Source organism: Collinsella sp. AF38-3AC, from assembly GCF_003474365.1.
In the GTDB taxonomy this organism is placed as follows: Bacteria; Actinomycetota; Coriobacteriia; order Coriobacteriales; family Coriobacteriaceae; genus Collinsella.
Map to the genome: position 1 here is coordinate 323 of NZ_QROM01000021.1, position 13,664 is coordinate 13,986.

Consider the following 13,664-nt stretch of genomic DNA (forward strand, 5'->3'; position numbering starts at 1 on the left):
CAGGGCGCCGCTGACCGGTGGACGGCACCGAGCCGTACGCTTGAACTTAAAAGGGGGAGGCCTCGCGGCCTCCCCCTTCTTTGCGTTTACGGGCTTTTGTCTCACATAGTAGCTGTGTATTATAACCCTCGTTTGTCGCATCTTCTGCGAACGGGCTACAATAACTTAGTCTGTGCGATATGGAGGTGAACATGGCTGAAGCTGGTATCGGCGTTGATATCGTCGAGATTTCCCGCATGAAATCAATACTTGAAAAGACGCCGTCGTTTGCTCGGCGTGTGTTTACCGAAGAAGAGCGTGCGTATTGCGATGCATCATCGCGTCCCGCTGCTCACTATGCCAGCCGCTTTGCTTCGCGCGAGGCGGTGCTTAAAGCTCTTGGCACGGGTTTTAGTCAAGGCGTGGGTCGCAAGGATGTTTCGGTGACGCGTGATAAACTTGGCAAACCGAAGGCGCTGCTTTCGGGCCGTGCACTCGAGATCGCTCAAGAGTTGGGTGTCGTTGAGGTCGCTCTTTCCATTACGCTTACAGGAGACTTAGCCGTTGCGAATGCCATCGCGATTACCGATGCCGCTCGACCTAAGCCAAAAGAGGAAAAGGTGAGCACCAAGAAACGCGTTGCGCAGACATTTAAAGCGGCTCGCTCTGTTTTAGATGAGCTTGAGCAGCTGCAGAATTCAGCATTGACGGAGCACCTGGGCGATGCTTCGCAAGATACGCTAGGAGCATAGATGAAACCGGTTTTGAGTACCGAAGAAGTCGTTCGTCTCGAGGATATCATCGAACGCGAAGGGACTTCGAAGGCCGAGCTTATGGAGCTAGCGGGTGAGTTTGCCGCCAACGAGGTCATGAAGCTCAATCCCGATCGGGTTCTCTTTCTGGTCGGTTTTGGTAATAATGGAGGCGACGGTTGGGTTGCCGCCGATATCCTGAACCATAAGGGTGTGGACGTAGATATCGTTTCTCCGGTTGAGCCGGATGAGATTCCTGCTGCTCTGGCACGTCATGTTGCTCGTCGTACTGCCGGCCGCGATGTGCACGTTTGCGTCGGCCCCTCGCGTGACGAACTCGAGGTTTTGATCGATAAGGCCGATGTTGTTGTCGATGCCATTTTTGGTACCGGTTTCCACGGGAATCTGCGTGCGCCGTTCTCCATTTGGATTCCTACGGTCAATGAATGCGCCGATTGTGTCGTATCCATTGATGTCCCCTCGGGCTTGAATGCCGAGACGGGCGTTGTTGATGACGACTGCATTCGTGCCGAGCGTACGGTGACGATGATTGCGCCCAAGATTGGTCTGTATAGCGCTGATGGCCCTGAGTATGCTGGAGATTTGATCTGCGGCAATCTTTACGACCGTCTTGACGAGGTCATCGATGATGTCGACCACGCCGCCGAGATTGTCGAGCCCGGTGATTTAGTTGATTTCTTTGCTCCACTGCCTACGAATATCGATAAGTATTCCCGTGGCTCTGTGCTTATTGTCGCCGGATCTGCGCAATATCCTGGTGCTGCCATTATGGCGGCTAAGTCTGCAGCTCGCGCGGGTGCTGGTTACGTGGCAGTCGCGGCTCCTGACGCCTGCGCCAATCTTATTCGCATGGCACTTCCTTCGATTCCCGTCTTTGCTATTCCGTCTGATTCCCGCGGCTCCTTTGGCGCCGCTGCACGCATGACGGTGTGCGAGATCGCAAAGAAGTACAGCTGCGTGCTGTGCGGTCCCGGTATGACGACGTCTGCCGGCGCTATGCAGGTGGTTTCGGGCTTGCTTGAGCTTGATGTGCCGCTTATTTTGGACGCCGATGCACTCAACTGCCTTGCTAAGATTGCCATTGACGGTATTGATAGTAACCCCGAGATGTATCGTCGCGAGCGGCCGTTGGTTATGACACCGCACTATCGTGAGCTTTCGCGTCTGGTTGCCGGTGACGAGGTGAACGACCTTGGTACCGCGATTGCGGCCGCGCAGAAGGTTGTCTGGGCTGCAGGCTCCGACAATCTGGTGGTCATTGCCAAGGGGCCGACGACGGCTATCTGTGGCGTTGAGCGCGTGCTGCTGCCGCTCTCGGGTCCGGCTTCTCTGGCAACTGCCGGTTCGGGTGATGTTCTCGCGGGTATTTTGGCCGGCACGCTTGCCACCATGCGCGACGAGATGGATCGTTGGGAGTTGCTGTATTCGTACGCCGTCGCACTTCACAGCTACGCCGGTTTTGCCGCGGCGACGGAGTATGGTGAGAAGAGCGTTATCGCGACCGATCTTATCGACTTGATCGGTCCTGCCATGGAGCTGGCGGCAAAGGATGCGCTCGAAGATCTGGGAATCATGGACGAAGGGTCGGATGACTAATCATGAATAAAGCCGATTTGACGCGCTGGTCCTGGGTCGAGATCGACCGCGGGGCGCTCCGTCGCAACACGAGGGCCTATAAGAACTTGTTGAATCCACGTCAGCGCCTGTGCTGCGTGGTCAAGGCCGATGCTTATGGTCATGGAGCTGTTGAGTGCGCCAAGATCATGTATTCGGCCGGTGCCGACATGTTTGCCGTGGCGACGGTTAACGAGGGCGTTGAGCTCAGACAGGGCGGGATTACGAAACCCATCCTCATCCTAAGCGAGCCGCCTATCGAGGCCATTCCGACGTTGCTCGAGTTTGATATTATGCCCTCGGTCTATACGTCTGACTTTGCTCTTGCGTATGGCGAATGTGCCGTCGCGGCGGGCAAGGTGGGCAAGTATCATCTCGCCATCGAGACGGGCATGAACCGCATCGGTGTTCATTACACGCAGGTGCTCGACTTTGTCCGCGGTATTAATTTCCATCGCGGTATTCAGTGTGATGGCGTCTTTACGCACTTCGCCACGGCCGATGAACCTTCGGGCTGGGACTACAAACTGCAGTGTCAGCGCTTTACCGAGGCCGTTCAGGCCATTAAGGATGCGGGCTTTGAGTGCGGTATCGTGCACTGCGCCAACACGCCGTCCTCGATGCTCGACCCCTCGATGCATTTTGATATGATTCGCGCCGGCGTCGGCTTGTATGGCATGCAGCCGTGCGAGCTGAGTGGCCGCGTGATGCAGCTTGATCCCGTTATGAGCGTCCATGCGCGCGTGACGCGCGTGGCACACCCTGCGATGGGCGAGGGCGTGGGCTACGGTTTTACCTACCGCGTACCGCGTACGCGCGTTCAGATCTGCACGCTGCCGATCGGTTATGCCGATGGCCTATCGCGTACGCTTTCCAATCGTATGGATGTGCTGTATCGCGGCGAGCGCGTGCATCAGGTTGGCAATATCTGCATGGACCAGTTTATGGTCGCCATTCAGTCCAACCCGGCACACGAGATTCCCGAGGCCGAGTATGGTGACGAGATGATCATTGTCGGCCGCGATGGCGACGCCGAGATCACTATGGACGAGATGGCGCGCCTACGCGGAACGATTAACTACGAGGTCGCCTGCGGCTTTGGCATGCGTCTCGACAAGGTCTACGTGTAGGAGCCGCTATGGGCGTCATGCACATCCCCGGCCATACCCATCAGGCACCACGTGAGGTCGCACTCGAGGAAATTGAGGCCGTTCTGGGCGATTGTCACCTCTGCCAGCTCTACCAGTCGCGTCACAATATCGTGTTTGGCGTGGGAAACCCCCGCGCTCGCGTGATGTTTATTGGCGAGGCGCCGGGCCGCAATGAGGATTTGCAGGGCGAGCCCTTTGTGGGGGCGGCAGGCGAGGACCTCAACGGCATTTTGTCGCTGGCGGGGCTCAAACGCGAAGACGTCTACATTGCCAACGTGCTTAAGTGCCGCCCGCCGGGAAACCGCAATCCGCGTCCCGAGGAAGTGCTGGCTTGCTCGCCGTTTTTGCGTGAGCAGATTCGAAGCATCTGGCCCGATATTATCGTGACGCTCGGCAACCCCGCGACGCACTTTGTGCTTAAGACCGAGATTGGCATTACTAAGCTGCGCGGCAGGTTCCACCAGATGGGGCATTTTGTAGTAATGCCCACGTTCCATCCGGCAGCAGCGCTGCGCAATCCGGCATGGCAGGAGTTGCTGGAGGAAGACTTTAAGATGCTGGGCGACTATCTGGAGCGACATCCCGCGCCGGAGAGCGCCTCGGAATAATAAGGAGCGTATATGTCCCTGGAGCGCCTGGGGGTAGGTACCTACAAAACGGCTTGTACTGCCGATACGGAGCATTTTGGCGAGCTGGTCGCACCGTGTCTAGAAGATGGCGATGTGCTGATTTTAACCGGCGGCTTGGGTGTGGGAAAAACCCACTTTACCAAGGGCGTCTCGCGCGGTTTGGGCGATGGCCATATGGTCACGAGCCCCACGTTCGCACTCATGGCCGTTCATGACCAGGGGCGTATTCCGCTGTTCCATTTTGATCTGTACCGTCTGGAGCACGCTTACGAGCTTGAGGATACGGGCATTTTTGACGTGCTGGGCTATGAGGGCGCTTGTCTACTGGAATGGGGCGAGCAGTTTCAGGATGAGCTGACGGACGAGTATCTTTCGGTGACGCTCAAGCGTGATGAGAGCGACAGCGACGTGCGAACGATCACGCTCGAGGCTCACGGCGAGCGCGCGACGGAGCTTTCCGATTTGATTGATAGGGCTGTACAAGATGAGCTTGCATAACGACAGCGCGCTGGTGGTGGCGCTCGATACCTCGACCGACATGCTTGCCTGCGCGGCAAGCTGGATTGATGGACAGACGGGCGAGACGAAGCTCGTGAGTGGCGACCATCTGTGCCGCCGTCACGCCAACGTTGAGCTCGTGAATACCGTTGATGGTGTGCTGGCTCAAGCCGGTCTGGATCGCAGCGATGTTGGTTGCTACGTGGTCGGCCGCGGCCCGGGGTCATTTACGGGCGTGCGTATCGGCATCTCCACCGCCAAGGGCCTCGCGCGTGGTGTCAATGTTCCGCTGCTGGGTGTGTCGACGCTTGACGCTTGCGCTTGGACGGCGTGGAAGGCTGGCGTGCGCGGCAAGCTTGGTATCTTAGCCGATGCTATGCGTGGTGAGGTATATCCGGCGCTGTATATGCTGGTCGATGAGGGTCCCGAGCGTCAATTTGAGCGCGAGCACGTGGTCAAGGCCGCCGTGGCGCTCGATGAGTGGCGCCAAGCAGCGGACTGGGACCAGGTTCAGCTGACCGGTGACGGTCTCGTGCGCTATGGCAAGCTGCTGAGTGAGGACGAGACGGCTCGCTGCGTGGAGCGCGACCTTTGGTGGCCTTCGGGCGAGGGCTTGCTGCTGGCGCATGCCACGGGCGACGGTGATCCGGCTCGCGTCTTGCCGATCTATACGCGCCTTTCGGATGCCGAGGAAAACGAGCGCAGGCGTCTTGGCCTTGCCGAGAGTGCGCAGAGCGAAATTACGGGTGTTGCCGATGAGCTCGCCGGTCGTCATCTGCAGTTCCGTCCCATGGGCGCGGCGGATGCCGAGGGCGCGAGCACACTGGAGGCTGCCTGCTTTGAAGGTGCCGGACACGAGGCGTGGACGCCGGGCATGTTCCTGTCCGAACTGGGCGAGGACGTTGCTGCGCCGCGTAGTTGGTGGGTGGCACACGACGACGGCCTTCTGCTGGGCTTTGCCGGCGGTATGGTCGTGGACGGTGATGTGCAGATTCTGGATGTCGCCGTCGACCCGGCACATCGCCGTGAGGGCATTGCCCGCAAGCTGCTGTCGCATGTGAGCTATGATGCCCAGATGCTCGGCTGCACCACGGCTTCGCTCGAGGTCGAGGACGGCAACGAGGGCGCCATGGCGCTCTATGCCGCCCTGGGCTTTACCGAAGCGGGGCGTCGTCGTGGCTACTACGGTGCCGGCAAGGACGCCATCGTCATGACGGCCCCTCTTCCCCTGGTGCTTCCGGTCGACAATGCCTCGCCCGAGCCGACGGCGGCAGAGCAGCGCGTATGGCCGCTGCCTGCGCCTGGGCGCTCCGAGGGGGAGCGTGCCGAAATTGAGCGCCGCCGCCTAGTGCTCGCTATCGAGAGTTCCTGCGACGAGACGGCCGTGGCGATTATCGATGTGGATGGCAATATGCTGGCCAACCAGGTGTCGACACAGATTGATTTTCACGCCCGCTTTGGCGGCGTGGTGCCCGAGATCGCCTCGCGCAAACACGTTGAGGTGATTGTGAGTGTCGTGGATGCGGCGCTCGAGGATGCCGCAGCATCGCTGGGCCTTACGGGCGGAGCCATTGCACCAAGTGAGCTTGCCGCCGTGGGCGTGACACAGGGTCCGGGCCTGGTGGGCGCCCTCGTGGTGGGCGTTGCCTTTGCCAAAGGCTTTGCCTACGCTGCCGGTAAGCCGCTCGTATGCGTCAACCATCTGGAGGGGCACCTGTTTGCCAACTTGCTGGCGCAGCCCGACCTCAAGCCGCCGTTCATCTTCACGCTTGTCTCGGGCGGGCACACCATGCTCGTGCACGTGAAGGCATGGGGCGACTACGAGGTACTTGGTGAGACACTCGACGATGCTGTGGGCGAGGCCTTCGACAAGGTGGCAAAGGCACTGGGCCTGGGCTATCCCGGTGGCCCCATCATCTCCAAGCTTGCCGAGACGGGCGACCCCAAGGCGATTGATTTTCCCCGCGCGCTTAACAGCAGGGGAGACTACCGCTTCTCGCTTTCGGGCCTCAAGACGGCGGTGACGCTCTACATCGAGCAGGAGACCAAGGCCGGGCGCACGATTCACCTGCCCGATCTGGCTGCTTCGTTTGAGGCAGCTGTCTTTGACGTGCAGTACAAGAAGGCCAAGAACGCCCTGCATGCCACCGGGTGCAAGGAGTATTGCATTGGCGGCGGCGTCTCGGCCAATCCGCATCTGCGCGAGATGATGATCAAGAAGCTTGGACGTCAGGGCATTCGTGTAACGGTGCCGCCCTTGTCCGCCTGCACCGATAACGCCGCCATGATCGCGGAGGTCGCTCGCCGTAAATTCGACCGAGGAGAAATCTCGCCGTTCGACGTCGACGCCGATCCGAACATGACGCTGTAGCTGGTACGGCGCGGTCCCCGACCGGAGGGGCCGGATATAAGGTTTCCTGCTCTACAGTCCTGCGCAAGACGAAGGCCACATTAAGTGGCCTTCTTTGCGTGCGGAACTCGCGACAAACCTTATATCCGGCCCCTCCGGTCGGGGACCTTTCTGTATCGATATAGCTTCTGAGTTGGATTGGCGTCGACAACGTCCAGCAAGGTTAACAAGCCAGCGTCGAATTTTCGGCGTTCTTTAGCTGAAAGAAAAAGTTGGTGTGCGGAGCTTTGCTCCGCACATTTGGGATGGGAGCTCCTCGGGGGCGGGGCGGGCGCCTGCCGCCATATATGAACTTTATCGCGAGTTCCGCACGAACAGGAGGCCACTTAATGTGGCCTCCGTCGTGAGCAGGACTGTCCGAGCAGGAAAGTTCATATATGGCGGCAGGCGCCCGCCCCGCTCCCGAGGGGCATCTCTCAAGCAAAAACTGTCGTTCGGTAAAGTCCGAGGTCAGTGGCGTTTTATAACGAGAGATTCAAAAGAATTTGAAAATCCATTACAAATTTGCGTTGACTTTAGGTAACTAAAGTTTCATACTGCGTTTCATCCACTGGGGGATGTGAACACGCACGGAACGTTCACATCATGATCGAAGAGGATTTCTTAGACATGTTCACGCATCAGCTAAACATTATCAGCGTAGTAATTATCTGATGCGGGTTAGCACATACAGCTAGCCCGTACGATAACGGGCGGCTGATGAAGATGAGGGCCGTCGAGCGCAACCGACGGCCCTCATTTTTTATGTCTAGGAAGTTCTTTTTAGAGGAGGAAATGTAATGAACGGAGTTTTGCTCATGGTTGTGGCCGCGGCGGTGCTCGTCTGCGGCTATCTGGGCTACGGCCGCTGGCTGGCCAACAAGTGGGGCGTCGACAAGGACGCCCTCACGCCGGCCAAGCGCATGAAGGACGGCAAGAGCTTCTCGCCCGTTTCCGCCTTCACCGCGTTCTCGCACCAGTTCAGCTCGATCTGCGGTGCCGGCCCTGTCACGGGCACGATTGTCGCCATGGCCTTTGGCTGGCTGCCCGTCGTGCTTTGGGTTCTCGTCGGCGGCATCTTCTTTGGCGCCGTCCACGACTTTGGCGCCCTGTACGCCTCGATGAAGAACAACGGCAAGTCCCTGGCTCAGCTCATCGAGAAGTACATCGGCAAGACCGGTCGTCGCCTGTTCCTGCTGTTCTGCTGGCTGTTCTGCATCATCGTCATCGCCGCTTTCACCGACATGGTCTGCAAGACGTTCATGTTCACCCCGGCCGTTGACGCTTCTGGTGCTGCTACCGGTGCCATCGACTTCACCAAGTCCTATGCCGCCGGCTGCGCTGGTACCATCTCCATCCTGTTCACCTTCGTCGCGATCGCCTTTGGTTGGGCTCAGAAGAAGTTCAACCTCACCGGCGCTGCCGAGTTCGTCACCGGCGTGGTGCTCATGGTTCTCATGTTCGCCGTCGGTATGCAGTTCCCGGTCTACCTGGATAAGTTCCAGTGGTTCGCCGTCGTCATGGTCTACCTGGTCTTTGCCGGCGCCATGCCCATCCAGATGCTCAAGACCCCGCGTGACTACCTCACCTCGATCATGATGATCGTCATGATCGCCTGCGCTGTCCTCGGCATCGTCGTCCTGGGCGTCAACGGCCAGGCCACTATCACCGCTCCGGCCTTTACCGGCTTCTCTAGCGCTTCTGGCATGATGTTCCCGGTCCTGTTTGTCTCCGTTGCCTGCGGCGCTCTCTCTGGTTTCCACAGCCTCGTTTCTTCTGGTACCTCCTCCAAGCAGGTCGAGAAGGAGCAGGACGCCGTCAAGGTCGGTTATGGCGCCATGATCGTCGAGTCCTTCGTCGGCATCCTTGCCATCATCGTCGCCGGCATCATGTTCTCCGACATGAACACCGCCGGTACCGGCGCCCTTAACGCCGGTGTCGCTTCCACCCCGTTCCAGATCTTCGCCGCTGGCATCTCCCGCGGTATGCAGGCCTTCGGCGTTAACGGCACGCTCGCAACCGTCTTCATGACCATGAACGTCTCCGCACTGGCCCTGACCTCGCTCGATGCCGTTGCCCGCATCGCCCGCACCTCGTTCTCCGAGTTCTTTGCCCAGACCAACGACGCCTTGGCCATCGAGTCCAAAGCCGGCTACATGAAGGTCCTCGGCAATCCCTGGTTCGCCACGGTCGTTACCCTGCTTCCTGGCCTCGCCCTCGCCTTTGGTGGCTATGCCAACATCTGGCCGCTCTTTGGTGCTTCCAACCAGCTGCTCGGCGGCATGACCATGATCACCCTCGCCGTGTTCTGCAAGTGCACCGGCCGCAAGGGCTGGATGCTCTACGTGCCCGTCGCCTTCCTGCTCTGCTGCACCTTCACCTCGCTGGTCCAGAGCGCCATGGGCTGCATGACCGCTGTCCAGGCTTACGGCTTCTTCGGCACCATCCCGGCTACCGCCACCACGGCCGCCGTCTCCGTCGCCGCCACCAAGGGCTTGCAGCTCGTTTTCGCCGTCCTGCTGATGGTCCTGGGCCTCATCGTCGCCGTCAACTGCCTCAAGGAGTTCTTCGGTAAGGAGGCTGGCTCCATGCCTGACGAGGAGCCCGAGTGGTCCGAGATGGGCAAGGCCGAGTACGGTCGCGCCGCTGCCGCTGAGGCTCCTGCCGACGCCGAAGCCGCCAAGGCCTAGTCGGTCGGACGGGTTGGATCTCCCATCTATTTGACTCGGAAAGACCGGGTCCGCGACTGCGCGGGCTCGGTCTTTTTTCATGCAAAAACGAGTGACGCCCGAGTGTTCTCGCAGATGTTTTGCGTGGACAAGGGCGCGCGTTGTACCATATAGACGTATATGTGTACATATGAAAGGGGCCCCGTGGCCAAGACGGTATATTCCGATAATCAAAACAATGTCGATGCTTTGGCTGAGCGCCTGAGCAGCCAGACGTCGCTTTCTGCTGAGCGTGCCAAGCTGGTTGCCTACGACCTGCTTTGCCGTAAGGCGCTCAAGATTAAGTCGAGTGCGCTGGCGCAGATTTTCCGCTCCGTCGATAAGGAATGCGACACCAAGGCGATGCGCGATGAGCTTATCGCGGCAAATATCGTGACCAAGATTGAGGGTAGCGGCATTAACGGGCGCCCGGCGTTCTATACCATCAATGCCGAGATCCGCGATGCCCAGGAGCAGCCTGTCGAGTCCGTCGAAGATTTTGTCGTCGAGGATTCCGCTGACGTGCCCGCTGTGGAAGAAGTTGCTCCGCGTGAGCATGTCGATACCGATGAGTTGCTCGATGAGAACGTCGTGCGTGCCTTTACGGCCAAGGCGGGACGCGGCGGTTTTGGCGGGGGTGGCAAGCGCGATGCGCAGCGCCGCGCCCAGCAGGAGCGCTTCCGTCGCGCAGTTGCTCAAAAGGGTGAGACGGATGCCGAGGCTGTCGAGGAAAAGTCCGTTGGGATGCAGGAGCCGACTCGCACTCAAGAGCATGCTGAGATCCAGGAGCCCAAGCGTCGCCGCGGTGCGCATTTTAGGGCCGAGCAGCAGGATGTTGCGCTCGAGGCCGAAGAGACTGCCGAGGTTGCGGACGATTCCGAGAAGCCGGCCAAGAAGGCCTCAGACTCGTGTCGTCCCGGTCGCGGCTTTGCAGGTCGCGCGTATCCCGTAAAGCGCCAGGAGAAGGTTAATCAGGTTCCGGAGGTGCGGGCCGAGAAGGCCGTGAAGCCTGCCGAGGCGGAAGTTCGTGAACAGAAGCCTGTTGATGAGCAGGTTGCGTCCGATACGGAGACCCAGGGCCAGCAGTCTACTGATGAGCAGACGGAGCAGGGCGCGTCGAGCAAGCCTCGCCGCCGTCGCCATCGCGGGGGCCGCAGTTCCCATGCCGAGACTGCAACCGAGAAGATCACGCCGCGGGACGAGGATGTGAAGGCCGAGGTTTCTGCGGGGCAGCCTAAGCGCCAGCCAGCGAAGGAGAGCAAGTCCGATCGTCCGCAGAAGCAGGCGTCTATGCCGAAGCGCGAGCGCAATTCCCAAGGCGATTCTAAGCGCAAGTCTCAGAAGAAGCCGGAGTCTGCCGCAGTAGATACTGCTGCCCAGCAGCCCGAGTCGGCAGCCCACGGCGAGGTCTCGGCGTTTGCTCTTGCCCGCGTTTTAGGCAGGCAGCTGCTCAAAGTTGTCCCTACGCCTATGGCGCTCTCTAAGATCAAGGAGCAGCAGACACAGATCGTAAAGGTCGAGGGCAAGGACGGCAAAAAGGCTCCGCAGCGCGCTCAGCACAACGAGATGTCCAACCGCAAGATTGCCGAGGAGATTGCGACCATCCAGGCTTGGATTGAGCAGAACCGAGGTGCCGACACGCCGGTCGCTTCGCGTCGCCAGCGCGCCTACCAGATCTTTAACGACGAGAAGGCCTTTGACGGTAAGCACGGTGAGCGCCTGATTAAGCGCATGGCCGAAAAGGGCATCAGCATGCAGGCGATTAAGGTTGCCCCCAACCGCCCCGTGCACTTTACGGGTTTCTTTACGCTGGGCGCCGACAAGCCGTTCATTATGGTCGAGAACCTGGACACCTACGACGAGATCGTCAAGCTGCTGCGTGGCCGCAAGCACGCCAAGCTCTTTGGCATCAAGGTGGGCGGCGTGATTTTTGGCGGCGGATGCAAGGCGAGCGTCTCGCATGCCCTGGACGATTATCTGGCCGAGATTGGCTATCGCTTTAACTACGTCTACTACGTGGGCGATATCGATCGCGAGGGCGCGCGCATCGTCGAGCAGACTCGCAATGCCAATGTGGTTGAGATTCGCCTGCATGCCGGCATGTACCGCGCCATGCTCGCCGAGCATAAACGTCGCGTGAAGGCCGGCGGCGAGTGCGAGCCCGCGGCTGCCAACCAGGGCGTGCCGCAGAACCTGGCGGCCACGATCAAAGACCTGCCCATGGTTACGCGCGTGCAGTTCCGCAGCGTGCTGCGCGAAGGCGGGCGCATTCCGCAGGAGATCCTGATGACCGCTGACTATCGGGATGGCGACTCGGGAAGCTTCGACCGCATGCTGAACAATTAGTTCCGCCGGCCCCGGGAGAGCGGGGACACCGACTTAGGTTTCCTGCTCTAGAGTCCTGCTCACGATGGAGGCCACATTAAGCGGCCTCCTGTTCGTGCGGAACTGGGCTGATATTTTCTAGATGTAAGGCGCTCTTGGTTCTAATGGGCTTGGGGCGCCTGTATTTTGAGGGTGGATTTTTGGGACATGCCTGAAAATCTACCTTTTGCAACTTCTCGTTCTGTAGGAGAAGCTATGACCGGCACTTTGGGAGCGTCCCTAAGTGCCGGTTTGGCTGGAAAGTCGAGATGCGGGGAGCCCGTTGCTGGTATGGGACGGAGGGATTCCGCGTCCGCCTTTTCGGCGGCCGCGTCCCGCTGCGTCGCTTCGCTCCTTGCGTGCTGCGCTGGAAAACGCTTCGCGTTTCCTCAGCTCCGCACCCTTGCGGGTTCGAATCCCTCCGTTTGCTCACAAGAAAGCGCCCTGGGCTGATGAAAGCTCAGGGCGCTCAGTTACCTTGGCTGGGACGGAGGGATTCGAACCCCCAACAGCCGGCACCAAAAACCGGAGTTCTACCGTTGAACTACGTCCCAATGTGTGGTGTTGCCCAAAAGCAACTCGTCTAGTTTACCTAATCTGCGAGGGCATCGCAAACGCCATCGAGCAGGCGTACGGCGAGCGTCTGCGCGTCGCTGGCCGTGAAGGTGCCGTTGTAGCGCGTCATGCCCGTGAGCTCAATGCGAATGCGAGCCGGCTTCTGCTGCGCGGCGACATTGGCGGTGCGGATGCGCTGGGCCAGGTTGTGGCACTCGGCGAGGGCAATCGTGGCGCGCGGTGCGGCGTCGGCGGGCAGCTCGTCGCTTGCGATTTCGAGCACCAGGTCAACGTCGGTTGGGACCTCGGAGTCGCAGAGCATCATGCCGCTGTTGTCGGTCGTTGCCGTGGCGATATTCCACATGCGCGACGCAACGCTGCGTGCGATGGGGTCCTCGCCGATAACGGCAATCTGAAAGCGCTCAAGCACATTGGCGGCACGGGCAAAACCGATACGCGACTCGGCCTCGGTGACCGAGGGCTTACCCTCCCACACATGGTGCAGGCGGTTGATGTAGGCGTAGGTGTCCTGGAAGGCCATGCCGTCGGCAAACAGACCGACATTTTCCTGGAACTGCTGCAGGGCGGCCTCGGTATGCGGGCCAAAGTAGCCGTCGTCCTCGCCGCAGGCAAAGCCCAAAACGTTCAGAGCGCGCTGCAGGGCCTGCACATCGGCGCCATGGAAATTGGGCATGCGCAGATACAGGGTGCGGTCGCCCAGCTTATACGAGGCGTCTACCAGGGCGCTCCAGCAGGGGATATCGACGGCGCTGCCGGCGGCAAGGCCGCTATCGAGCCTAAAGGTGCCAACAGCCTGCTCGGTGGTGGTGCCAAAGCGCTTGTCGGCGACCTCGGCGTCGTCGATTGTATAGCCGAGCTGCAGAAGGCGGGACTGGACGTCCTCGACGGCTGCTCCCTGCATGCCCGTAGTAATAGGTTCCATGAACGAACCCCTTTCGGCGTACCATTCGTACTATTTGAGCGTGTGTCGGATAGACAACGCA

The 13,664-nt window shown here is 59.7% G+C and carries 9 protein-coding genes and 1 tRNA gene; 8 read left to right on the forward strand and 2 right to left on the reverse strand.

Annotated features, from left to right (window positions below; translation table 11 throughout):
• The first annotated feature begins 191 nt into the window (after positions 1-191).
• The 8 genes from acpS to DW029_RS09890 all read left to right on the forward strand — a co-directional run bounded on the left by acpS (position 192) and on the right by DW029_RS09890 (position 12,087).
• On the forward strand, positions 192-731 hold the full coding sequence (gene acpS / locus DW029_RS09855) for a holo-ACP synthase (protein WP_118273747.1): 540 nt from the start codon (positions 192-194) through the stop codon (positions 729-731).
• Entirely contained in the window at positions 732-2,348 is a 1,617-nt protein-coding gene (locus DW029_RS09860; RefSeq protein WP_118345977.1) for an NAD(P)H-hydrate dehydratase, read from the forward strand.
• A gap of 2 nt (positions 2,349-2,350) precedes the next feature.
• Positions 2,351-3,496 carry an alanine racemase gene (gene alr, locus DW029_RS09865; RefSeq protein WP_035137770.1) on the forward strand — a complete coding sequence of 382 codons (1,146 nt, stop codon included), beginning with the start codon at positions 2,351-2,353 and terminating at the stop codon, positions 3,494-3,496.
• A gap of 8 nt (positions 3,497-3,504) precedes the next feature.
• A complete protein-coding gene (locus tag DW029_RS09870) occupies positions 3,505-4,125 on the forward strand; it encodes a uracil-DNA glycosylase (protein WP_118345978.1) in 621 nt (206 codons plus the stop codon).
• A 12-nt stretch (positions 4,126-4,137) separates the two neighbouring features.
• On the forward strand, positions 4,138-4,644 hold the full coding sequence (gene tsaE, locus DW029_RS09875; RefSeq protein ID WP_118345979.1) for a tRNA (adenosine(37)-N6)-threonylcarbamoyltransferase complex ATPase subunit type 1 TsaE: 507 nt from the start codon (positions 4,138-4,140) through the stop codon (positions 4,642-4,644).
• Positions 4,631-7,015 (forward strand): tRNA (adenosine(37)-N6)-threonylcarbamoyltransferase complex transferase subunit TsaD, encoded by a 2,385-nt coding sequence (tsaD, locus tag DW029_RS09880; RefSeq protein ID WP_118345980.1) that lies wholly within the window; start codon positions 4,631-4,633, stop codon positions 7,013-7,015. Before tsaE ends, tsaD begins: the two co-directional genes overlap by 14 nt.
• An 818-nt stretch (positions 7,016-7,833) precedes the next feature.
• Positions 7,834-9,723, forward strand: coding sequence for a carbon starvation protein A (locus DW029_RS09885; protein ID WP_118345981.1), 1,890 nt, complete (start codon positions 7,834-7,836; stop codon positions 9,721-9,723).
• 183 nt (positions 9,724-9,906) lie between these two features.
• A complete protein-coding gene (locus DW029_RS09890; protein ID WP_118345982.1) occupies positions 9,907-12,087 on the forward strand; it encodes a hypothetical protein in 2,181 nt (726 codons plus the stop codon).
• Between the two features lie 497 nt (positions 12,088-12,584).
• On the opposite strand, the gene DW029_RS09895 is transcribed toward DW029_RS09890, so the two are convergent.
• Positions 12,585-12,659, reverse strand: a tRNA-Gln gene (locus DW029_RS09895).
• 38 nt (positions 12,660-12,697) lie between these two features.
• The gene (locus tag DW029_RS09900) at positions 12,698-13,603 is read right to left on the reverse strand and encodes a peptidoglycan-binding protein (protein ID WP_199406666.1); all 906 of its coding nucleotides are present in this window, start codon (positions 13,601-13,603) and stop codon (positions 12,698-12,700) included.
• Between the last annotated feature and the right edge of the window lie 61 nt (positions 13,604-13,664).

Excerpts from the sequence above, each read along its gene's own strand:
- acpS (WP_118273747.1), top strand. The coding sequence starts at position 192 with ATGGCTGAAGCTGGTATCGGCGTTGATATCGTCGAGATTTCCCGCATG.
- DW029_RS09860 (WP_118345977.1), top strand. The coding sequence starts at position 732 with ATGAAACCGGTTTTGAGTACCGAAGAAGTCGTTCGTCTCGAGGATATC.
- alr (WP_035137770.1), top strand. The coding sequence starts at position 2,351 with ATGAATAAAGCCGATTTGACGCGCTGGTCCTGGGTCGAGATCGACCGC.
- DW029_RS09870 (WP_118345978.1), top strand. The coding sequence starts at position 3,505 with ATGGGCGTCATGCACATCCCCGGCCATACCCATCAGGCACCACGTGAG.
- tsaE (WP_118345979.1), top strand. The coding sequence starts at position 4,138 with ATGTCCCTGGAGCGCCTGGGGGTAGGTACCTACAAAACGGCTTGTACT.
- tsaD (WP_118345980.1), top strand. The coding sequence starts at position 4,631 with ATGAGCTTGCATAACGACAGCGCGCTGGTGGTGGCGCTCGATACCTCG.
- DW029_RS09885 (WP_118345981.1), top strand. The coding sequence starts at position 7,834 with ATGAACGGAGTTTTGCTCATGGTTGTGGCCGCGGCGGTGCTCGTCTGC.
- DW029_RS09900 (WP_199406666.1), bottom strand. The coding sequence starts at position 13,603 with ATGGAACCTATTACTACGGGCATGCAGGGAGCAGCCGTCGAGGACGTC.